General features: G+C 68.6%; 25 protein-coding genes. 12 read left to right on the plus strand and 13 right to left on the minus strand.

The genetic code is table 11. From position 1 onward, the window contains the following. Positions 1 to 46 precede the first annotated feature (46 nt). Complete coding sequence (locus tag ABY42_RS02155) at positions 47 to 1,255, plus strand: potassium channel family protein (RefSeq protein ID WP_050458590.1); 1,209 nt, start codon at positions 47 to 49, stop codon at positions 1,253 to 1,255. A gap of 69 nt (positions 1,256 to 1,324) precedes the next feature. Here ABY42_RS02155 and ABY42_RS02160 read toward each other — a convergent pair whose 3' ends face one another. Further along, positions 1,325 to 1,642, minus strand: coding sequence for a DUF7536 family protein (locus tag ABY42_RS02160; RefSeq protein WP_004973404.1), 318 nt, complete (start codon positions 1,640 to 1,642; stop codon positions 1,325 to 1,327). Between the two features lie 70 nt (positions 1,643 to 1,712). Here ABY42_RS02160 and ABY42_RS02165 point away from each other — a divergent pair, with 70 nt between their 5' ends. Then, positions 1,713 to 2,669, plus strand: a complete 957-nt coding sequence (locus ABY42_RS02165; RefSeq protein WP_004973402.1) for a succinylglutamate desuccinylase/aspartoacylase family protein — start codon at positions 1,713 to 1,715, stop codon at positions 2,667 to 2,669. Positions 2,670 to 2,721: 52 nt separating this feature from the next. Next, positions 2,722 to 3,825: a pyridoxal-phosphate dependent enzyme gene (locus ABY42_RS02170; RefSeq protein ID WP_050458591.1), complete on the plus strand. Its 1,104-nt coding sequence runs from the start codon at positions 2,722 to 2,724 to the stop codon at positions 3,823 to 3,825. A gap of 17 nt (positions 3,826 to 3,842) precedes the next feature. On the opposite strand, the gene ABY42_RS02175 is transcribed toward ABY42_RS02170, so the two are convergent. Beyond that, complete coding sequence (locus tag ABY42_RS02175; RefSeq protein ID WP_050458593.1) at positions 3,843 to 5,150, minus strand: phage NrS-1 polymerase family protein; 1,308 nt, start codon at positions 5,148 to 5,150, stop codon at positions 3,843 to 3,845. A gap of 143 nt (positions 5,151 to 5,293) precedes the next feature. Then, entirely contained in the window at positions 5,294 to 5,569 is a 276-nt protein-coding gene (locus tag ABY42_RS02180) for a YgaP family membrane protein (RefSeq protein WP_050458595.1), read from the minus strand. 136 nt (positions 5,570 to 5,705) lie between these two features. Between ABY42_RS02180 and ABY42_RS02185 the strand changes: the two genes are divergently transcribed. Further along, positions 5,706 to 5,906, plus strand: a complete 201-nt coding sequence (locus tag ABY42_RS02185; RefSeq protein ID WP_050458596.1) for a hypothetical protein — start codon at positions 5,706 to 5,708, stop codon at positions 5,904 to 5,906. Between the two features lie 48 nt (positions 5,907 to 5,954). Here ABY42_RS02185 and ABY42_RS02190 read toward each other — a convergent pair whose 3' ends face one another. The 4 genes from ABY42_RS02190 to ABY42_RS02205 all read right to left on the minus strand — a co-directional run bounded on the left by ABY42_RS02190 (position 5,955) and on the right by ABY42_RS02205 (position 9,481). Next, on the minus strand, positions 5,955 to 6,689 hold the full coding sequence (locus ABY42_RS02190) for a protein-L-isoaspartate O-methyltransferase family protein (protein ID WP_004973396.1): 735 nt from the start codon (positions 6,687 to 6,689) through the stop codon (positions 5,955 to 5,957). A gap of 21 nt (positions 6,690 to 6,710) precedes the next feature. Then, positions 6,711 to 7,649 (minus strand): class I SAM-dependent methyltransferase, encoded by a 939-nt coding sequence (locus tag ABY42_RS02195; RefSeq protein ID WP_050458597.1) that lies wholly within the window; start codon positions 7,647 to 7,649, stop codon positions 6,711 to 6,713. 95 nt (positions 7,650 to 7,744) lie between these two features. Next, the gene (locus ABY42_RS02200; protein WP_004973393.1) at positions 7,745 to 8,401 is read right to left on the minus strand and encodes an HVO_0476 family zinc finger protein; all 657 of its coding nucleotides are present in this window, start codon (positions 8,399 to 8,401) and stop codon (positions 7,745 to 7,747) included. 120 nt (positions 8,402 to 8,521) lie between these two features. Then, the gene (locus tag ABY42_RS02205) at positions 8,522 to 9,481 is read right to left on the minus strand and encodes an aminopeptidase (RefSeq protein WP_050458598.1); all 960 of its coding nucleotides are present in this window, start codon (positions 9,479 to 9,481) and stop codon (positions 8,522 to 8,524) included. A 189-nt stretch (positions 9,482 to 9,670) separates the two neighbouring features. On the opposite strand from ABY42_RS02205, the gene ABY42_RS02210 reads away from it, so the two are divergent. Further along, positions 9,671 to 10,738, plus strand: coding sequence for a type II glyceraldehyde-3-phosphate dehydrogenase (locus ABY42_RS02210; protein WP_049904983.1), 1,068 nt, complete (start codon positions 9,671 to 9,673; stop codon positions 10,736 to 10,738). A gap of 839 nt (positions 10,739 to 11,577) precedes the next feature. Here the strand turns inward: ABY42_RS02210 and ABY42_RS02220 are convergent. Then, positions 11,578 to 12,066, minus strand: coding sequence for a metallophosphoesterase (locus ABY42_RS02220; RefSeq protein WP_050458599.1), 489 nt, complete (start codon positions 12,064 to 12,066; stop codon positions 11,578 to 11,580). 72 nt (positions 12,067 to 12,138) lie between these two features. Here ABY42_RS02220 and ABY42_RS02225 point away from each other — a divergent pair, with 72 nt between their 5' ends. Continuing rightward, positions 12,139 to 12,456 carry a hypothetical protein gene (locus ABY42_RS02225; RefSeq protein WP_231608292.1) on the plus strand — a complete coding sequence of 106 codons (318 nt, stop codon included), beginning with the start codon at positions 12,139 to 12,141 and terminating at the stop codon, positions 12,454 to 12,456. Between the two features lie 12 nt (positions 12,457 to 12,468). Here ABY42_RS02225 and ABY42_RS02230 read toward each other — a convergent pair whose 3' ends face one another. Beyond that, positions 12,469 to 13,674: a phosphoglycerate kinase gene (locus ABY42_RS02230; RefSeq protein WP_004973381.1), complete on the minus strand. Its 1,206-nt coding sequence runs from the start codon at positions 13,672 to 13,674 to the stop codon at positions 12,469 to 12,471. 75 nt (positions 13,675 to 13,749) lie between these two features. Beyond that, positions 13,750 to 14,802 (minus strand): type I glyceraldehyde-3-phosphate dehydrogenase, encoded by a 1,053-nt coding sequence (gene gap, locus ABY42_RS02235; RefSeq protein WP_004044440.1) that lies wholly within the window; start codon positions 14,800 to 14,802, stop codon positions 13,750 to 13,752. Between the two features lie 267 nt (positions 14,803 to 15,069). Here gap and ABY42_RS02240 point away from each other — a divergent pair, with 267 nt between their 5' ends. Further along, positions 15,070 to 15,432, plus strand: a complete 363-nt coding sequence (locus ABY42_RS02240) for an Hsp20/alpha crystallin family protein (protein ID WP_004970480.1) — start codon at positions 15,070 to 15,072, stop codon at positions 15,430 to 15,432. 23 nt (positions 15,433 to 15,455) lie between these two features. Here ABY42_RS02240 and ABY42_RS02245 read toward each other — a convergent pair whose 3' ends face one another. Both ABY42_RS02245 and ABY42_RS02250 read right to left on the minus strand, forming a co-directional pair. Then, the gene (locus tag ABY42_RS02245; protein WP_050458602.1) at positions 15,456 to 16,328 is read right to left on the minus strand and encodes an ATP-grasp domain-containing protein; all 873 of its coding nucleotides are present in this window, start codon (positions 16,326 to 16,328) and stop codon (positions 15,456 to 15,458) included. A gap of 85 nt (positions 16,329 to 16,413) precedes the next feature. Further along, a complete protein-coding gene (locus ABY42_RS02250; RefSeq protein ID WP_050458603.1) occupies positions 16,414 to 16,944 on the minus strand; it encodes a 50S ribosomal protein L16 in 531 nt (176 codons plus the stop codon). A 205-nt stretch (positions 16,945 to 17,149) separates the two neighbouring features. Between ABY42_RS02250 and ABY42_RS02255 the strand changes: the two genes are divergently transcribed. Next, the gene (locus tag ABY42_RS02255; protein ID WP_004973377.1) at positions 17,150 to 17,800 is read left to right on the plus strand and encodes a type 1 glutamine amidotransferase; all 651 of its coding nucleotides are present in this window, start codon (positions 17,150 to 17,152) and stop codon (positions 17,798 to 17,800) included. Here the strand turns inward: ABY42_RS02255 and nucS are convergent, their stop codons facing one another. Then, positions 17,801 to 18,625, minus strand: a complete 825-nt coding sequence (gene nucS / locus ABY42_RS02260; RefSeq protein WP_050458604.1) for an endonuclease NucS — start codon at positions 18,623 to 18,625, stop codon at positions 17,801 to 17,803. It abuts the gene before it with no gap. Between the two features lie 155 nt (positions 18,626 to 18,780). Here nucS and ABY42_RS02265 point away from each other — a divergent pair, with 155 nt between their 5' ends. From ABY42_RS02265 to ABY42_RS02280, 4 genes are all read left to right on the plus strand, one after another. After that, positions 18,781 to 19,233, plus strand: a complete 453-nt coding sequence (locus ABY42_RS02265; protein ID WP_004973371.1) for a pyridoxamine 5'-phosphate oxidase family protein — start codon at positions 18,781 to 18,783, stop codon at positions 19,231 to 19,233. 83 nt (positions 19,234 to 19,316) lie between these two features. Further along, positions 19,317 to 20,174, plus strand: a complete 858-nt coding sequence (locus tag ABY42_RS02270; RefSeq protein WP_004973367.1) for a DUF5995 family protein — start codon at positions 19,317 to 19,319, stop codon at positions 20,172 to 20,174. Positions 20,175 to 20,230: 56 nt separating this feature from the next. Then, positions 20,231 to 20,632: a winged helix-turn-helix domain-containing protein gene (locus ABY42_RS02275; protein WP_004973364.1), complete on the plus strand. Its 402-nt coding sequence runs from the start codon at positions 20,231 to 20,233 to the stop codon at positions 20,630 to 20,632. Between the two features lie 31 nt (positions 20,633 to 20,663). Beyond that, positions 20,664 to 20,825: a DUF7560 family zinc ribbon protein gene (locus ABY42_RS02280; RefSeq protein WP_004973363.1), complete on the plus strand. Its 162-nt coding sequence runs from the start codon at positions 20,664 to 20,666 to the stop codon at positions 20,823 to 20,825. Positions 20,826 to 20,856: the final 31 nt, after the last annotated feature.

Below are 20,856 nucleotides of genomic sequence, written 5' to 3' on the forward strand. Positions count from 1 at the left end.
ACTATTCCTGGCAAGTCTTTTGCCGTCCCGTCGTGAAGGCGGGCGCATGAATCCGGAGGACATCGAGTACGAGCCTGTCAGCGTCAAGGCCGTCCTCGCCGAGATGAAAGACACCGCGGAGTTACTCATCGACCTCTCGTACTCCGCCGTCCTCCACGCGAACGACGACCTCGCGGCCGAGGTCCTCGACCTCGAAGAGCGGATGGACATCCTCCAACTGCAGGCGCGAATGAGCCTGATGATGGCGGCCCGGAGCCCCGAGGACGCGGAGGAACTCGCGCCCGTCCTCGGCGTCGTCGGCGCGGCCGAGAAGATTTCGGACGCAGCGGGCGACATCGCCAAGGTCGTCATCGAGGACATCGGCCTCCCGGACGCCATCCGCGCGGCGCTTCCGGAGGCGGTCGAGACGACGATTCGGTGCGAACTCACCGACGAGTCGCCGTACGCGGGTCGCACGCTCGGCGACATCAACATGGAGACCGAGACGGGCGTCCGCGTCGTCGCCATCCACCGCGCCGGCGAGTGGGTGACGAACCCCGACCACGAGACGGCGCTCCGCGCCGGCGACGTGCTCCTCCTCCGCGGCCGCGACGACGGCCTCCAGACCGTCCACGAGGCCGCCACGGGCCTCCGATACGACCCGCCGGACGTGCCGGAGCCGACCATCGAGGACCTCGAACGCGCCGTCGACTCCATCGTCCTGATGAAGGACATGAGCGAACTCGCGGTCGACCTCGCCTACGGCGCGGTGCTGTTCGACAGCGAGGGCGTCGCCGAGGAGGTCGAGGAGCTCGAAGCCGAGGTGGACGCGCTCAAGTCCCGGTTCGAGGCGTGGACGCTCCGCGCGGCGAGTCGGGTCGAAGACCCCGTCTCGCTCCGCGGACTGGTCCAACTCGCGAGCGCGACCGAGATGATTTCCGACGCCGCGCTCGAAATCGCCGAGGGCGTCCTCCGCGGCATCGACGCCCACCCGGTCGTCGCCGCCGCGGTCAAGGAGTCCGACGAGGTCATCATCCGCCTGCGGGTCGCCCCGAAAAGCGACCTCGCGGAGGCGACCCTCGGCGACCGGCGCGTCAAGTCCGAGACGGGGATGCGCGTCATCGCCGTCCGCCGGGCCGGCGGCCGCGAGTGGGTCGTCTCGCCGGGGTCGGAAACGCGGCTCCACGGCGGCGACCTCATCATCGCGAAGGGGACCAGAGCCGGCGCGGAGCGACTGGGCGAACTCGTCGGCGACGAGCGCGAGTTCGACGAGTAGGCCGGGGACCGAGCCGGTCCAAGCCGACCCGACTCAGCCAGACTCGACCGACCCGACCGATTCGACGGCTCAGAGCGTTTTACTCAGTCGATACGCCGAGACGAGCGTGAGCACTGTCGCGACGAGCAGCGCCGTCGCTGAGGCGAGGACGAACGCGAGGATGAGGAACCAGCCCTCGGGGCCGAGTATCGGGTACTCGCGGGTGCCGGCGAACGGGCCGAACAGTTCGAGGACCCGAAAGAGGTAGGCGACGACGGCCAACGCGAGGCCGACGGCCGCCCCGATAGCGGCGTTTCGTGGCACGTCAAGCGCCTGTACCAGTCCCCCCGTCGGCGGCCGTTCGGGAACGTCGTCTGTCACGGTCGCCGGTAGCGGCCGCGAGACCATAGCGGCAACGCTTTCCTCGGGGGCTCAGCGGACCGAACCCCTAAAGGGAGGCCGGTCCGAGGTTGGCGATATGATTACCTTGGGAACGGCGAGTGCGGCCCCCGGGGAGATGGACGTGGGCCGTCTCGAAGTCGGCGAGTCCCGCGACGGCGGGAGCGTCGGCCTACCCGTCGCCGTCATCAACGGCGCGTCGTCGGGCAAGACGCTCTACATGCAGGCGGCCTCGGACGGAGACGAACTCAACGGCGTCGGCGTCATCCAGCGGGTCGTCCCGCAGCTCGACCCCGCGGAGATTTCCGGCGCGATTCTCGTCGTCGGCATCGTCAACTACCACGCCTTTCAGGTCGCACAGCACCGCAACCCGATAGACGACACGAAGATGAACCGGGCGTACCCCGGCGACGAGCGCGGCACCTCCTCGGAGCGCATCGCGGCCGCGACGTTCGCCGCCGCCCGCGACGCCGACCTCATCGTCGACCTCCATCAGGGCTCGACGAGCCAGATGATAGACGAGGTCCGCGTCCGCTGCGGCCGCCACCACCGGATGCACGCGAAATGCCTCCGGCTCGCCAAGACGTTCGGCTGCGGCTACGTCCTCGACCAGAAGGGCCCGGACGGCCAGCTCGCCCGCGCCGGCCCGGACGCCGGCATCCCGACTATCGACCCCGAACTCGGCGGGTGCGTCGGCTGGGACGAAGAGAGCATCGAGAAGGGCGTCCGCGGCGTCTACAACGTCCTCCGCGGCTACGACTTCCTCGACGGCGACGTGGAGCTCGAAGCCCAGACCCGCGCCCGCGGCTTCGACCAGTACGGTTCGCCGGTCGGCGGCCTCGTCCGGTTCAAGCGTGACCTCGGCGAGCGCGTCTCCGCCGGCGACGTGGTCTTCGAGGTGACGGACGTGTTCGGGAAGCTCAAAGCCCGCGTCACCGCCGACCACGACGGCATCTTCTGGCGGGCGCGCCGCCTCCCGCAGGTCGCCTCCGGCGAGTACGTCTGCTCGGTCGGCATCGACCTCGACACGTACTGACTGCTGGCTCACTTCACCCGTACCACCTCACCCCACACCCACCTCACTTCCCATGACGACATCACACGACCTCCCCGCTCGGCTCCGACTCGCGTGCGACGCCTGCGGCGAGACGTACGACGCGTGGCGCTGGCGCTGCACCTGCGGCGAGCCGCTGGACTTCGCGGCCGACCCGACGCCGTCGGCGGCCGCCCCCGGCGACGCCGACCTCGACTACCGCGACGGGCTCTGGGCGTTCGACGAGTTCCTTCCGACCGAGCCGCGCGCGACCCTCGGCGAGGGGATGACGCCCCTCGTCGACGCCGCCGAGTGGGAGGCCTCGTTCAAACTGGAGTACGTCTTCCCCTCCGGCTCGTTCAAGGACCGCGGCGCGACGACGATGCTCTCTCTCGCCGCCGAACTCGGCGTCGAGCGCGTCGTCGAGGACTCGTCGGGCAACGCGGGGGCCGCCGTCGCGACCTACGCCGCGCGCGCCGGCATCGACGCCGAAATCTACGTGCCCGCGTCGGTCAAGCCCTCGAAACTCCGCGCCATCGAGCGCGCCGGGGCCAAACCGGTCCGCATCGAAGGCACCCGGCAGGACGTGACCGACGCCTGCGTCGAGGCCGTCGAGGCCGACGACGCGTGGTACGCGAGCCACGCGTGGAACCCCGCCTTCTTCGCGGGGACGGCCACCGTCGCCTACGAAATCGCCGCCCAGCGCGACTGGTCTGTCCCCGACGCGGTCGTCACGCCGCTCGGCCACGGGACGCTCTTCCTCGGCGCGTACCGCGGCTTCCGCGCGCTCTACGAGGCGGGCTGGACCGACCGGATGCCCGATCTGTACGGCGCGCAGGCCGCCGGCTACTCGCCCATCGCCGACGCCCGCCACCACACGCCCGACGAGACCAACGACGTGGCCGACGGCATCCAGATTCTCGAACCCGTCCGCGAGGCACAGATTCACGAGGCGCTCGACGACACCGGCGGCGACGCCATCGCGCTCTCGTCCGACGCGGTCGAAGACGAACTCGACAGGCTCCACCGTCACGGCTTCTACACGGAGCCGACCTGCGCCGTCGCGCCCGCGGCGCTCCGCGAACTGCGGCTCTCGGGCGTCCTCGACCGCGACGCCGACGTGGTCGTGCCGCTCACCGGAAGCGGACTCAAGTCGTGAATCAGCTCAGAACACGGCTAACGTAGCGTCGCTCGCGACCGAAGCCAGTCGAACAGCGACCACCTGCGCCCCGCTTTTTCGTCTCTCTCTCCGGCCCCGCCGCCGCGTCCCCGGGCTTCGAGGTCGCGTCGTCGCTCGCGCTCCGCGTCGAGTTCGTCGCGGAGTCGCTGGTTCTCGTCGACAGCCTCGTCGAGCCGCGCCCGGAGCTCGCTGAAGCGGTCGAACGCGTCGCGCTCGCCGACCGGCGACGCGGTGGTCGGCGGCGGTCCTCGTGGCTCACTCCCCGGGTCGTCGGACCGCCCGTCGAGCGCGCTGTCGGACCGGCCGTCCCCCCGTCGGTCCTCGTCCGTGGGCGTCGCCGCGGGCCGAACCGCGCTCGACCAGCCGGACGGGTCGTAGAACTCGCTCGTCTCTCGAATCGCGCGGTGGACCGTCTTCGCGCCGTAGGTCGACCCGTCCGCGTGCGCCACCTCGTCCCACTTCGGCCGAAAGAGCCCGCAGTCCCGAAACAGGCGGCACATCTGGCGCGCGTCGCCGGCCGTCCAGAACGCGAGAATCGAACACAGCGCCGCGTCAGCCTCGTCGCGGTCGTCGTAGCCGCTCGTGTCCCCCCGCCACAGATGGGTGAACTTCACGCCGTTCACGGCGGTCGACGCGCGGTCGATAACCTCGTCGTCCGCGAGGTCGTTGCCCGGGCCGCTCACCTCGTCGAGACGTGCGTCGACGGGCGCTCGGTCCGAATCCGGCGCGACCGACTCGACCGCCGGGGTCGGCGACGGCTCCGGGTCGGATTCGAAGTACGCGCCGTGAATCGCTGCGAGCACGTCGCTCCGCTCGGCAATCGCCGCGGACGTGCCCTCGAGTCGGTCGCCGGTCACGGGGAAAAAGCCCGCGTCGTCCGAGAGTTCGAGGCTTCCGGCTCGGTCACTCCCCGACGGGAGCGTCCCGCGGACGAGGACGTGATACCCCGTCCCCGAGGGATTTACCTCCGTGCGGGAGTCGAGGCGGTCGACGAGTTCCCACGCCCAGCGCTCGGTCGCGCCGGTCTCGCTGTCCCGGCACTCGCCGATGTCGACGACGACGAACGGGTCGTCGTCGGTGAAGACGTACCCCACCCCGTCGGCGGGGCCGTCCCGCGCGGACGCGAGCGCCTCGTCGAACGTCGTCCACGTCGACGGGTCGGTCACCGACGCGGGCCCGCCGGTCGCGTCCTTCAGAACCGTCGTTTCCGCACCACCGCGCGTCTGTGTCCGCCACCCGACCCAGTTGGCCCGTTCGAGGAGGTCGTCCGGGAGCTGTTCCCGCGTCGGGAGTGGTGGCGTCATCGCTACTCCTGGTCTCGGGAGGGGCGAGAAAGGTGTTTCCCGCGAGCTATCTGTTTTGATAATTCGGGCTGGCTGCGAGGCGTCCGCTTGCGCGGCTCACACATCGGAACACGGGCCGATGCCCGCATCTCACTCGAAAATGATTATTGCGCGCGGGGCTTGCCCGCGGATTCGGTCTCGGTCGTCTTCGCGCCCTCGTAGGTGTTGAAGCCCAGCAGGGCGTTCAGCGGGCACTTCTGGGTGACCGCCGTGGCCGCGAGGACCGCTCCGACGAGGAGCGCCGCAACCGCGATGACGAGTCCGAGGGTTCCGGCCGCGATGGTCAGGAAGCCCGCGAGGCTCGCCGCCCCGACGACGATGAGCACCGGTCCGAGGACGGCGCGCGCGATGCGGTCGTAGCCGCCGACGTTCTTCTCCATGGTTGATTCACCGGCTCTAACTACGCGCTCCGCGGCTAAATCGTACATTGGTGGTTCCCGCGCCCGGAGAAGCGTGACTGTCGGGCCGGCCGACACGTCGGCAAACACTAACTCCCTCGGCCGCGTCTCCCCGCGTATGTCCCGGCTCGCGTTCCTCCTCCCCGGCGAAGACGACACAATCGGTCGGTTTCTGACGCTCACGCTCGTGATTTACGCCCTCATCAGCGGCTTCGAAATTCTCGGCGTCCTCTGGGCGATGTGTCTCGCGATGGCCGTCTGGACGCTCGCCACCGCGATTCAGGGGCTCCGGTACGGCTACCTCGAAGGCGCGACGTAGCCGTCGGCCTGCCGCGCCCGTCCCGACCCGCCAGCGTCGTTCCGTCTCCTATCCGCGACCGCCCCAGTCTATCCAGTCTTGTTCCCAGCCGTGGCCGGCGTGCCAGCCCCGGCCCTCGTACTCGGGGTCCTCGCGTCGCGTCCGGTTTCTGACGATGCTCCCCGTCTGCTCGCCGTCAACGAGCAGCGGTTTGAACGACAGCGGGCCGAACGATTCGGCCACCTCGCCGTCCTCGACGGCGACGAGCGTCTGCTCGCCGACGCCTTTCGGCATGACGAGTCGGCCGTCGTCGGCGAGTTGCGCGAGGAGTCGCGCGGGCGGGCGGACCGCCGAGGCCTCGACGAGGATGCGGTCGAAAGGCGCGTAGTCGGCCAGCCCCTCCGCGCCGTCGCGGCAGTCCACGAGGACGCCGCCGTAGCCGGCGCGCTGGAGGTTCTCGCGCGCCTCGTACACCAGAGAGCGCGTGATGTCGACCGCGTGGACGTGAGCGTCGCCGACGATTTCGGCGAGGACCGCGGCGGTGTAGCCGACGCCCGCGCCGACGACGAGCACCTCGTCGTCCGGCTGGGGGTCGAGCGCGGAGAGGAGGCGCGCGACCGTCGTCGGCGCGAGGATGGTCGTGTTCGTGTCGCGGTGCTCGGTCGGGCGGTTCTGATACGGCGAGTCGGTGACGAACTCGTGTCGCGGGACGCTGCGCATGGCGATGGAGACGGCCTCCGGGAGCGACTCCAGCGAGTGCTCCAGGCCGTCGACCATGTCGTCGCGCAGCACCGAGTTGTCCATAGCCGAACTCGGAGGTCGGTCCTAATCAACCGCACGCTCGCCGACGACCGCCTGCAGGTCGGTTCCCGGCACGTCTCGGACCGTACAGCCGCCGAATCCGGCCGATTCGACCCACGAGCGAACCGTCGGCTCGTCGTGGAGGTCGCCGCGGCCCGTGGCGAGCGCGTCCACCGCCCGCCCCGCGGTCGCCTCGGTCGAGCAGCGCCCGTGGAGACTATCGACGAACACCGCCGCACCGCCGGGTTCGAGGGCGTCGTGCGCGCCCGAGACGAGCGCCCGCGCGCCCTCGGGGTCGCGCCCGGCGAAGGCGTCGCCGGCGAAGACGAGGCCGAATCCCGTCGCCGGCGGGTCGGTCGGGTCGCCCGCGACGAGGTCAACGCCGGCGCGCGAGAGGAGCGGCCGGACGACTTCGACGGTGTCCGCGTCGTCGACGAGCGTCACGTCGCGGCCGCGGGCGACGAACTCGCGGGCGAAGACGCCCGACGCGCCGCCGAGGTCGAGGACGCGCGTCGCGTCGGGGGCCTCGCGGACCGCGGCGGTCACGCAGGCGCGGACGACCGACTCCCCGGCGGCGTCGTGCGCGCCGAGTCGGTTCCGAAGCCAGTCGTCCGGAAACGCAGGCGACTCGCCGGTCGCCATCGTCTCCGGGAGGTCGGCGTAGAGCGAAAAGCGGTCGAGCGCGTGCGGGAGGCGACCGATGGAGCGCACGTCGCGCTTGGCGAGGAAGCCGAGCGCGCGGTTGGTTATCTCGTACTCGTCGCCGACGCGCTTGATGAAGCCCATCGCGGCCAGCGCCTCGACGGTGATGCGGGCGGCTCGGGGGTCGATACCGGCGGTCTCGGCCACGGCCTCGGCGGTGCCGGCGCTCGTCGTGAGCGCGTCGATGACGCCGCTCTCGCGGGCGGCCCACAGGAGCGCGAGCGATTCGACCGACGACTGCGACCGGTCGCGGGTAGGCATGGTCGCACCGACGGGTCGGGAAACAAAAGGTCGTGCGTTGGGCGAGCGGAACAGCTCGTCGGCGGGTCGGCGGGTCGGAGTGGCTCGGTTCCGTCTTACCAGGCCGACCACGCCGCCGAGCTCTGGTCGCGGGCGTAGACGCGTTTCGCGTCCTTCGCGTACACCATGTCGCCGGGGTGGTCGAGCTTGCCGTGGCGGTACTCCGGGGCGTCCGAGCGGACGACGAGGCCTTCGATTTCGACCTCCTCGTCGCCGAACGACTCGGTCTCGCCGACGACGAACTCGTAGTCGCCGGGGACGTTGACGGTGACGCTGCGGGTGTCCTCGCGCTTGCCGTCCTTCGGGTGGATGGTGACGTTGACCGCGACGTTGTCGACGACGCGGGTCCAGACGGTCTTCACGTCTCCGACCGCGGCCTCGTCGGCGCGCTGTTCGGGGCCGACTTCGATGCCCGTGATGCGCACGAGCTGAATCGCCTCGGGCGTGTCGACGATGAACTCGTCGCCGACCTCGACGGTCGCGCCGACCGGCGCGGGCACCCCGGTCGAGACGGAGTCGCCGTCCTGCGAGACGACGACGTTCATCTCGATTTCGTCGGGAATCTCGACGTTCTCCTTGTGGACGTGGCCGCATTCGGTACACCGGACGGTCGAGTGACCGCCGGGCTTCAGCACCTCGTGGACGGTGGGTTCGTCGGGCGAACACGTCGGGCAGGAGAGGGGGACGCGCTCGCCGGCGTCGGGTAGGCTCATACGGGTCGCTAGCCCATCAGGCCGTAAAAAGCCGCCTTTCTCCGTTTCGGCGTGGGAGTCGGTGGCAGGTGTCCCGTCGGACGCACGGACGAACCGGCCGCGGTCGCGGCGCGAACCCGCTCAGGGCTGCGGCAGGTCGACTTCCTCGCCGTCGGCGTACACCGTCGGCTCGCGGATGATGCCGTCGAGGTGAAGCGGCGCGTCGGTGTCGCCGCCGATGCCGGCGTCGTCGCCGATGGCGATGTGGACCGTGCCCGCGGCCTTCTCGTCGAGCAGGACGGAGCCGACGAGGTCGGTCACGCCGACGTTGGTGCCGATGCCGATCTCGGCGAGGTTGTAGGCGTCGTCGCCGACCTCCTCGGCCGCGGCCTCGACCTGCTCGCGGATGTCGTCGTCGGAAATCTCCGTGACGTAGCCGTCTTCGACCTCGAAGCGGAGTTCCCGTCCCTCGTCGAGGAGGCCGTGGGGCATCATCGTCCCGTCGACGACGTAGGTGCCCGTCGCGGACGCGGGGCTGAGGAAGATTTCGCCCGCGGGGAGGTTCGAGAACGAACCGGCCGCTGCGATTGCGCCGGTGTCGGCGAGCCACTCGCGGTCGCCGCGGACGAACGTGATGTCCGTGCCCTTCTCGGTCGTGACGCGGAGTTCGTCGGCGTCGCCGACGGCGTCGAGCATCGCCGCGCTGTGGTCGTAGATGGCGTCGTAGTCGGCGTCGAGGCCGGTGACGAACACCTCCTCGGTGATCCCCGGAAGCGTCGCGCCGCGAGCGCCGGCGTCGCAGGCGTCGCCGCGGGCGCGGGTGTGGCTCAGGCTCTTCGTCGTCGGCGCGAGGAAGGCGTCGCAGGACTTCATCGCGGCGGCGACCGGCGCGGGCGGCTCCTCGCCGTGTTGGTTGCCCGGCGGGTAGCGGACGATTGTGGCGTCGTCGGTCACCTCGCCGGCGACCTCGTAGAGCGCCTCGCCGATGCGCTCGCGCTTGTCGTCGGTGACGACGACGAGCGACTCGTCGGGCTGGAGTTCGAGACACTGGCGGACCGCCGTCTCGCTGGCGGCGCGGAGGTCTGCGTCGGATTCGGGCATGGGAGAACCTGCGCCGCCGGCGCTGTTAGGCGTTCCCATCTGCCCCCTCGCGCTCGGTTTCCGCCCCGTCGCCCCGAACCGTCGGTTTCACTCGCCTCGGAGGTAATCGAGGGACTCACTCGCCCGAGAGTTAATTTCTAAGTATTAACCATCGAAATAACTATGGTCGGGCCCGGTCGTTTGTCACCCATGATACGAGTGGGTGTCAACGGCTACGGCACAATCGGAAAGCGCGTCGCCGACGCGATCAACGCGCAGCCCGACATGGAACTCATCGGCGTGGCCAAGACCCAGCCCAACTTCGAAGCGCACACCGCGGGCGAACGCGGCTACCCGATGTACGCCGCGATTCCCGAACGTTCACCGCTGTTCTCCGAGGCCGGCGTCGACCTCGCCGGCGAGGTGGACGAACTGGTCGCCAAGGCGGACGTCATCGTCGACTGCACGCCGTCGGGCATCGGCGCGGAGAACCGCGAACTGTACGAGACGCACCACACGCCCGCCATCTTCCAGGGCGGCGAGGACGCCGACGTGGCCGACGTGAGCTTCAACGCGCGGGCCAACTTCGACGCCGCCCGCGACGCCGACTACGTCCGCGTCGTCTCGTGTAACACGACCGGTCTCTCGCGCATCATCGCGCCGCTCGAAGCCGAGTACGGCGTCGAGAAGGTCCGGGCGACGCTCGTCCGCCGCGGCGGCGACCCCGGTCAGAACTCCCGCGGGCCGATAAACGACATTCTCCCGAACCCCATCAAGATTCCCTCGCACCACGGCCCCGACGTGAAGACCATCTTCCCGGACCTCGAAATCGACACGCTCGGACTGAAGGTCCCGGCGACGCTGATGCACGTCCACGCGCTCAACGTCACGCTCGAAGACGACGTGACCGGCGCGCACGTCCGGCAACTGCTCGAAGGCGAGAACCGCGTCTACGTCATCCCGGAGGGGATGGGCATCGATGGCGCGGGCAAGCTCATGGACTTCGCGCTCGACGCGGGCCGCCCGCGCGGCGACATGTGGGAGAACTGCGTGTGGGGCGAGTCCATCGGCGTCAACGGCCGGGACCTCTACCTGTTCCAGGCCATCCACCAGCAGTCCGACGTGATTCCCGAGAACGTCGACGCCATCCGCGCGATGTTCGACGTCGAAGACCAGCAGACGAGCATGGAACTCACGGACCAGACGCTCGGTATCGGTATCTCCGGTAGTCCGTCCGGATTCGCTGAGCAGGCGCGCGCGGAGTTCGCCGACGACTAATCGGCGAATCGCCCGCTCAGTTCGGTGCAGTCGCGGCTTTTTCACCCATTCGGCTGTTCGAATCCGCAGCAGACGGTGTCGTCTGACGCTGTGCGGTTAGTACAGAGAAACCACATCTCAATTAGTCCAGCGCGTGGGGTGTCGGATTCATCGGTATCAGGTTAGAATAAATATATGACGGCAGTAGCGTCTGTTACTGATATGAGCCCTCCTCTTCCCCGCCGCCGATTTCTCGCACTCGCCGGTGCAATCGGAACGGCGGCCCTGTCTGGGTGCCTCAATACTATTACGCGACGTGACCAGAACGTCTGTTCTTCGGGTTATCGAGACGTTGGGGACGTGTTTACCAATCGACCGATAGTGGACTACCTTCGATATGCGTCTCTGACAGTGCCACAATCTATCTCGCCAGGTGAGCAATTCGTCGCGACGCTCACAAACGAGTCTACTGACTCCCTCACCACACTCGGGAAACCACGATACATGATTCAGCGCTTGGTCGATAAGGGGACGTGGCGAAACACAATCGGTGTGCGAGACGAGTACGAGTGGTCATCCTCTGAACAAATACTGGCCCCTGGCGACGAGCTCCGATGGGAGATGGAACTCAGTGCGAACGACTTCTGGGGGCCATTTCAACGGTGTACGATACATACGGCAGGAACGTACCGATTCATCTACTGGGGATTCTCCGATAACGATACGGGAATCGCACTCGCCGCACCATTCGAGATCGTCGAATAAGAGTCGGAACGTTCGTACGCACTACCGAGCAGCTGTTTCACACGACAAACAGCTGACTGGGAAAACCAAACGGGCCTCCCACTCGCTTCGCTCCCTCAGAGCGACCGCGACGCCACGTTCCCGGTATCGAGGTCCACGACCGCGACGTGGAACGCGTCGTCAGCGCCGGGAATCGGCAGGCCGCCGGGGTTGATGTGCGTCGTCTTCCCGCGGTGTTCGACCACCCGCTCGTGGGTGTGGCCGCGCAGGACGAAGTCGTACGTCCCGGACTCGACGAGCGCGTCGACCAGGCCGGCCTCGGTGCCGTGGTAGACCGCTATCTCTTGGCCGTCGAGCGTCAGGTGCGCGAAGTCGTCGTGGTAGGTGCCGAACGAGTCCACCGTCTCGCGGAGCGCCCACTCGCCGTCGTTGTTGCCGCGGACGGCGTGGAAGTCGAAGTCCGCGTCGAACGGCGCGGCCGAGAAGGGCGCGACGATATCGCCGCAGTGGACGACCGCGTCCACGCCCTCGGATTCGAAGTGCGAGACCGCGGCTTCGACGTAGTCGAGGTTGTCATGCGTGTCGGAGACGACGCCGAGTTTCATGCGCGTCGGTTCGGCGGCGTCGGCTATCAACGTTGGGTGACACTTATGTCCCGCGCGGTCCCCGTTCGGGGCGTGTCAGAACGAGACGGCACCGACGGCGACGCGAGCGAGACGGACGGCTCCGACGAGACCGCCGCCGACGACGCCGGGGAAGTCGGGTCGCCGGCGCTCAGCGTGACGCTCGGCGGCGGCACGAACGTCGTCATCGGCGCGGCGATGGCGGGCTACGCGGCGTTCAGCGCCGGGTGGACGCTGGCGGTTCGCGCCTCGGGAAATTTCCCCGACGACAACGCCGTCGGCGGACTCCTCACGTTGTTGGTCTTCGCGGGCGGCGTCGCGATTCTCGTCGATGGCGCGGCCGGCGTGTTCGCCGAGAAGAGAGACGGGTGACGCTGCGCGGATTCAGTCCTGCTGCAGCGCCTCGACGCCGGCGAGCGGCGCGCCGGTCAGCGCGCGGATGTACGCGCCGCCGGCGATGGAGACGTGGCCGAAGTCGCCTTCGTCCATGCCGTACATCTCGATGGCGCGGGAGGTGTCGCCGCCGCCGACGACGGAGAAGCAGTCGGTCTCGGCGATGGCGCGGAGGACGCCGGTCGTGCCGACCGCGAAGCGCTCGTCTTCGAACAGACCGAGCGCGCCCTTCACGAACACGGCCTCGGAGTCGCGGATGATGGGGTCGTACTCGTCGACCGTCATCGAGCCGACGTCGAGGTACGCGCGGTCCTTCTCCGTGATGTTGGCGACCGCGATTTCGCCGCGGTCGTCGGTCTCGTCCTCGTAGGCGAGGTCGACGGCGAGCTTAATCTGGTCGCCGCGCTCGTCGAGGAGCGACTCGATAGTCTCGCGGTTCGCCTCCCACTGGTCGTCGAAGAAGTCCATGCCCTCGAGGTCGAAGCCCACGTCGTTGCCGGCGGCGCGGAGGAACAGTTCGCCGGCGATGCCGCCCAAGAGGAACTGGTCGACCTTGTCGCCGAGGTTGTTCATCACGTCGATGACGTCGGTGGCCTTCGTCCCGCCGACGACCATCGTCACCTGCCCGTCGAACTCGCGGGTGGCGATAGATGAGTTGGCCTCGTACTCCGTCTGCATCACGCGCCCCGCGTAGGCGGGGAGCACGAGCGGGAAGCCGACCAGCGAGGCGTGCGAGCGGTGGGCCGCCGAGTAGGCGTCGTTGACGTAGGCGTCGACGTGCTCGGCGAGGGTCCGGACGAACTCGGTGTCGGCCTTGACCTCGGGGTCCTCCTCGGGAAGCTCCTCGTCGCACATCCGCGTGTTTTCGAGGAGGAGCACCTCGCCGGCTTCGAGCGCGTCGATGGCGGCGATGGCCTCGTCGCCGTAGGTGTCGGCGACGAATCCCACGTCGCGGCCGATGTGGCTCGCGAGGATGTCGGCGTGCTGTTCGAGCGAGACGAAGTCGTCGTCGCCGGGACGGCCCTGATGGGCCATGAGGACGACGCGGTGGCCGGCCTCGGCGAGTTCGCGGACGGTCTCCGCGTGGCGGTCGAACCGTCGGTTGTCTTGGACCTCGCCGTCTTCGACCGGCGAATTGAGGTCGAGTCGGACGAGTACGCGCTGCTCCGGGTCGAGGTCATCGAGGGTCTTGAACATCGGGTGGAAGGACGTAGAGGAATTACTTAGTGGTGGGTAGGTCGCGCTGAAAGGGCGGGCGGTTCGTGGGGGCGTCTACTGGTGGGTGACGAAGTGGGCGACGTCGAGCATCCGGTTGGAGAAGCCGTACTCGTTGTCGTACCACGTCAGAATCTTGTAGAGGCCGCCGTCGTTGACCTGGTTCGTCGTGTTGAGGTCGACGGTGCTGGAGAACGGCAGGCCGAGGATGTCACGCGAGGTGACTTCGTCGTCCGTGTAGCCGAGGACGCCCGCGAGCGGGCCGGAGTCGGCCGCGGCGCGGAAGGCGTCGTTGATCTCCTCGACGGAGGGCTTGTCTTCGAGGCGGACGACGAGCTCGGTGAGCGAGCCGTTCGGCACGGGGACGCGAATCGCCATGCCGTCGAGCTTGCCGTCGAGCTGGGGCAGAATCTCGGTGGCCGCCTGCGCCGCGCCGGTCGTCGTCGGGACGATGTTCTCGGCGGCGGCGCGCCCGCGGCGCTGCTTCGCGTGGGGGCTGTCGATGAGGTTCTGGCTGCCCGTGTAGGCGTGGACGGTCGTCAGGAGACCGTTCTCGATGCCGAACTCCTCGTCGAGCACCTTCGCGACCGGCGTGACGGAGTTGGTCGTACAGGAGGCGTTCGAGACGATGTCCTCGCCGTCGTACTCGTCGTGGTTGACGCCGTAGACGATCTGCTTGACCGGCTCGTCGCCCTTCGGCGGCGCGGAGATGACGACCTTGTCCGCGCCCGCTTCGAGGTGTGCGGAGGCGTCTTCCTTCGTGCGGAAGATGCCCGTACATTCGAGCGCCACGTCCACGTCGAGTTCGCCCCACGGAAGCTCCGCGGGGGACTGGACGTTGTAGAGGCTCACCGAGGTGCCGCCGATGGACAGCGAATCGCCGTCGCGCTCGACGCCGTCGAGTCGGCCCATGACGGAGTCGTACTTCGCGAGGTACGCCATGTCGTCGAAGTCCATGACGTCGTTGATGGCGACCAGTTCGACCTTCGGGTTGTCGAGGACGGCACGGAAGATGTTTCGGCCGATGCGGCCGAAGCCGTTGAGTGCCACCCGCACCACGTCCGATTCATCCACGTTCTCGCCCGCGCTGAGGTAGGATTTTTCACTCATGTTCGAGTAGTATCCGTATTGATATGCCGGGCGCAAGAGTATATCTGTTTCGGTAAATCCGACTGAATCGAACGTTACCTTTCATCAGCAATCAATATTGACACAGAAACAAACACAACCAATCAGACACGGACGAGAATTGACACGCCCGCACGGGGACGCGCCGTCCGTCCGTAGACGGTCGCTCGCGGTCGAATACTGGCGGTTCGCTGCCAGGTGACTGTCACAGGCAGAAACGTTTTATCCTCCGATTTCATAGCGGCCCCCATGGTCAGAGACGACCGCGACGACCCGTTCGACAACATCTTCGACGAAATCGAACGGATGATGAACGACATGACCGGAGGCGACGCCGGATTCGCCTCCGAGACCCACATCGACGTGTACGATGAGGGCTCTACACTCCGACTCGTCGCGGACCTCCCGGGCGTCGACAAAGACGCCATCGACCTCAAGTGCGACGGTGAGACGCTGACTATCAGCGCCGCCGGTGACCGCCGCGAGTACGACGAACGCATCCGCCTCCCGGCCCGCGTCGACGAGCACTCCGCATCGGCCACCTTCAACAACGGCGTCCTGCAGGTCACGTTCGACCGCGCCGAGGACTCCGCCGCAATCGACGTCGAGTAGCGACTCGACTTCGCGCGGCCCGCTCAGGACTTCTTTGCGACCCGCTCGACGAGCGCCGCCAGTCGGTCGAAAAAGCCGTCGTCGTACTTCGCGTCGTCGTCGATGGTCGGCCGGGCGTTCGTCTCCGAGACGACGACCCGCCCGTCGGATTCCAGCAGGTCAACCCCGAGATAGCGGATGCCCAACTCGTCGGCGACCGCTTCGGCGAGGTCGCGGTGTCGCTTCGGGAGGTCCGTCCCGACCGCCTCCGCGCCCCGGTGGACGTTGTGCTTCCAGCGCCCGCCGTCGCGCGCGCGCTCCGTCAGTCGGCGCTCCACCGCGCCGACGACCTCGCCGTCGAGCACCATCGCGCGGTAGTCGCGGGCGTCCGGCAGCCACTCCTGAATCAGGAACGACTTGTCGCCGGTCGCGCGGAAGTCGTGGACGAGGCTCAGCACGTCCGCGTGCCCCGAAAGCGAGTCCGGGTCGTGGGCCTTGGCGATGCCGACGCCCCGCGTCGTGGAGTTCGGCTTGACGACGACCGGATAGTCGAGACCCGCCGACTCGACGGCGTCGAGCAGGTCGGACTCGTCGGCCGGGTTGGAGACGTAGACGCTCCGCGGAACCGGCAGCCCGGCGCGTTCGAGCGTCGCGATGACGCCCGCCTTGTTCCGCGAGGTGAGCACGTCTTCGCGCGTGTTCACCCACGGGATGTCGTGTCTGGCGGTGACGACGCCGCCTTCCATCGGACGCGAGGGGTAGACGAAGCCGGCGTCGAACGACTCGGCCGGCGGCGTCGAGAGGTCGAGCGCGAACCCCTCGGCGGGGAGGTGTCCCACGTCGATGCCGCGGTCGCCGAGCGGGCCGCGCATTCGCTCGAACGTCTCGCTGGAGGTGGTGACCGCCAACCGAAGCATACGCTACGAGGTGAGGTCCCGGGGGAAAAATGATGGGTTCGAGGCGAGGCGCGTTCCGACCACGCGCCGGCGCGAGGTCGCGAACTTACGCGACGAGCAACTCTTCGCCGCGCTCGACGACGATGCGGCACGGCGGCGACATCTTGTTGTACGCGCGGCGGAAGGCGTCCTTCGCCGTCTCCGCGTCCTCGACGTCGCAGTAGATGGTGAACACGGTCTCGCCCTTGGGGATGCGAGCGGCGGTCCCGACGACCTTCCCGAACGACTGGCGCATCCCGTCGGAGACACGGTCCGCACCCGCGCCGGTCGCCTGCTTGTTCTCGCGGATGACGTGGTGCGGGAACTTGCGCAGAATCATCTTGTACTGCTTTTCGCCCGCGTGCTTGAGCATGAGACGGTTGGCAGACAGACGCGCGGATTCGAGCGAACCGTGGCGAATCTGCACTTCCTCTTCGACCTTCAGGCTGATCTGGACGGGGTAGTCCTCGGGGTCAGCTTTCAGGTCGCCCATGTTGTGCTGTGCGATCTTCGAACCGGGGATACCCGTGATGTACTCGCGTCGGGTGTACGCCGGGTTCGTAATCTCCCGGTACATAGAGGCGGGTTTGTCTGACATGGTTACTTGTGAAACCGAAGGGTCAGGCGGGCTAAAAACGCTTCGAAGCTTCATTCGCCCGCCGCGGTCGTGTCAGGGGCTCGCACGTCGGTTCGCCGCGATGGGCCACCGAACCGTATCGAGTCCCGCCGGTCCCCGGCGGCGGACGAGTCGACCCCGCGACCGGGAGACACGCTTATGCGCCGCCGTCGCTACGGTTCGGACCATGTTGCTCGTCTGCGACTGCATGCCTGCGGACGGCCCCGCGTACTTCACCGACGCGCTCGCCGACCTCGCCCTCGACGGCCGCGAGGGGACCGTTCACTCGCTCCCCGACGACGGCCTCCCGACGCTCTCGAACGTCGACGCCGTCGTGCTCACCGGGAGCACCGCGGGCGTCTACGAGGCCGACGAGCGCCCGTGGCTCGCCGACGCGCGCCTGCTCGCTCGCGACCTCGTCGCCCGCGAACTGCCCACGCTCGGCGTCTGTTTCGGCCACCAGCTCGTCAACGACGCGCTCGGTGGCACCGTCGAAGCCGGCGACCAGCGCCGCGGCATCGCCGACGTCGACCTCGGCGACGACCCCCTGTTCGATGGCGTCTCCGGACGCATCCCGATGGTCCACGGCGACTACGTCGTCGCCCCCGGCGACCGCATGGAGACCGTCGCCGCCGCGGACTACTACGACCACCTCGCGACGCGCCACGAGGACGCGCCCGTCTGGACGGTCCAGTACCACCCCGAGTTCACGGCCGACCTCCTCGACCGCATCGCCGACGACTTCGGCTGGCCCGACGGCGACGCCGACCGCGACTTCGACGACGTGACGGCCGCTCGGACCGTCGAGAACTTCGTCGCCGCCGCCGGTCTGGACTGATTAGTCGCCGTCGTCGCCGCCGTCGCCGTCTTCTTCCGCTCCGTCCCTCTCCCCGTTCCCGTCCGACCCGTCGGTTTCGCCGTCGTCCTCCTCGACCGGCGGTGCGCCCGTCTCGGGGTCGAGCGCGACGAACTCCAGTCCCTCGCGGTCGAGCATGTCCGCCGCTCGCTCGGTCACCGAGGGAGCGACGAGGACGCCGCGAACCGGCTCGTCGTCGCCGAACTCGCGGTGGAGCGCGTCCACGTACCGTCGGAGCTGACTCGCCGCCGAGGGGCCGACGCGCCGGCGCTTCAACTCCACGACGACCGGGACGCCGTCGGCGTCCTCGCCGAAGATGTCGATTGCGCCCGCGTCGCTCTGCCGCTCGGTCTCGAGCGGCTCGAAGCCCGGTTCGAGGATGTCGGGGTCCGAGAGGATGTGCTGCCGCAGGTCCTCCTCGCTGCCGACCAGTTCGAGGTCGCTGCGGTCGTTCACGGCGTAGGCCGAACACTGCTCGACGCGCTCGAAGTGCACGTCGAGTCGCTCGTCGGGGCTCGTGCGTGTGCTCCGGACTCGAAGCCGGCCGTCGCGGACGCTCGCGGAGTGGGTACACCCCGGCGGCTGCCAGTTGACGGGCGTCCGCTTCTCGTCGGTGTGGACCAGAATCGAGCCGTCCGGCTTCAGGACGACGAGCCGGTCGCCGGGGCCGAGTTCGCTCGTCGCGCGGCCGTCGTAGTCGACCGTGCACCGGCCGAACACGGTCACCATGTCGCCGCGTTCGAAGGCGGCTTCGAGGTGGACGAGGGCGTCGCGGTGCGTCGGCCGGTGGAGTGTGTTCACCGTCATCCGGGTGTCGTCCCGCGGTTCGTCGCCGCCGGGGATAAGCCCCGCGTCGCGCGTCGGGGCCGAGCGAGCGAGCGCGCCGAGGCCGCCCGTCGGTCGCTGGTCGCCGGTCTCCGGGTCGCTGGCAGGCTTATGCCATCTCCGTGCGTATATTTCCCATGGCCCCTGACTTCGCCGAACACAACCGAATCGAGATGCCGTCGGAGGAGATAGACCGCCTGCTCCGCGAGGAGGGCGTCGGCGTTCTCTCGCTCGCCGACGACGGCGTCGCCTACGGGATTCCCCTCTCGTTCGGCTACGACGCCGACCGGGGACGACTCTACTTCGTCTTCCTCCGTCCCGGCGAGTCCTCGAAGAAGACCGAGTTCGCCGAGCGGACCGCCCGCGCGAGCTTCGCCGTCTGGAACGCTCCCTCGCGGGACGAGTGGGAGAGCGTCGTCGTCGACGGCGAACTCCGCCGGGTCGACGACGGCGATTGGGACCGCGTCCACGACGTGCTCGAAGACAACGCTTGGTATCCGACCCTCTTTTCGGAGACGGAGCCGATGCAGGACATCCTCGGGTGGGAGCTTCGCATCGACTCCCGGTCCGGTCTCCAGCGCCGGGCGTGAGCGTCCCACCCGCGGATTCTCGGTCGCGAGCGCGTGCGCGCCGGTATCGTTATCGAAGGCGGGACCGTCTGGACGGCCAACCCATGCGACGGACGACGTTCGAGGAGGGACGAAAGCTCGCGGCCGCGGTGCGGACGCCGAACCCGTCGCTCGCCGGCGTCGCCCGCGACGCGACCGAGGAGGTTCTCGAACTCGTCGACGCGCCGTTCCGGGACGTGGCCGACGCCCACGAGCGGCTGTCGGCGCTCGAATCGCTCCTGTACGAGCGCGGCGACCGCCGCGCCGCCTTCCTGACCATCTACGTCCGCGTGACCGCCGAGGTCGACCGCGGACTCGGCGGCGGCGAGTTCACCGACCCCGAGTGGGTCGCCGACTACCTCGTCACCTTCGCGGACCACTACCGCCGGGCGTTCCGCGCCTTCGAGCGCGGCGACCACGACGACGTGCCCGACCCGTGGCAACTCTCCTTCGAGACGGCACTCGCCGGGGAGTCGCTCGTGGTGCAGGACGTGTTGCTCGGCGTCAACGCGCACGTGAACTACGACCTCGCGCTGGCGCTCCACGAGGTCGGCATCGACCCCGACCGACCCGCGAAGTACGACGACCACCGCCGGATAAATCGGGTCCTCCGCCGCCTCGTCGACGAGGAACAGGACCTCATCGCCGAGCGGTACGCCGACGGCGTCGCCGACATCGACGAGTCGCTGGGTCGGTTCGACGAGGCGCTGTCGTTTTTCACGCTCCGCGAGGGACGGCGGAACGCGTGGCGCGGCGCGGTCGCGCTGACCGACGGCCGGTTCCGCCCGGTCGAGCGCGCGGTCTACTGGTACCTGCGGAGTCTCACGATGGGTGCGGGCCACTTCATCCTCGCGCCGAGTTCGAACCCCGCGGTGCGCCGCAGACTGGCCCAACTCGAAGCCGGAGACGGGTCGAGTACTTAAACCACCCCGGATAGCGCGGGCGGAGATACCTCCCGTTGTCCGTCGTCTATCGAAGTATGAACTCCTCTTCCGCTTTCGCCGCACGTGGTGCATCGACGCTCGACCTGACCCGACCCCAGCAGGTCGCCGCGGAGCCGTCGGCCGTCCTCTCTGCGCTCAGCGACGGCGACAGCCGGCGAATCCTCGCCGCCTGCGACGGGGCCCCGCGGACCGCGCAGGAGTGCGCCGAACTCTGCGACGTGCCGCTGTCGACGGTCTACCGGAAGCTCGACCTGCTCACCGAGGCGTCGCTCCTCGACGAGCGACTGCGGATTCAGACCGCGACGCACCACCCGCGGGAGTTCGCGACCACCTTCGACACGCTCTCGTTTTCGTTCGACGACGCCGGCGTGTCGCTCGCGTTCCGGCAGGTCGCCACGGACGGCGGCGAAGACGGCGAAGAGGGGCGGTCGCGATGACGGCGACGCTCGCACCGCCGGAGGTGGACTGATGAGCGCCACGTCGCCGACGGACGACTACGAGTTCACGTGCCCGCAGTGCGGCGAGGGGTTCGCCGTCAACGACGGGATGCGCGCGGCGGTCCTCGAACGCGGCTGTCCCATCTGCGGGAGTCCGACCTCGACCGAGGCGTTCGCTCCGTGTTCCGCGTGAGGTTCCATTCTTCTCCGTGCCCGGTTGGGGC

The organism is Haloferax gibbonsii (assembly GCF_001190965.1).
Lineage (GTDB): Archaea > Halobacteriota > Halobacteria > Halobacteriales > Haloferacaceae > Haloferax > Haloferax gibbonsii.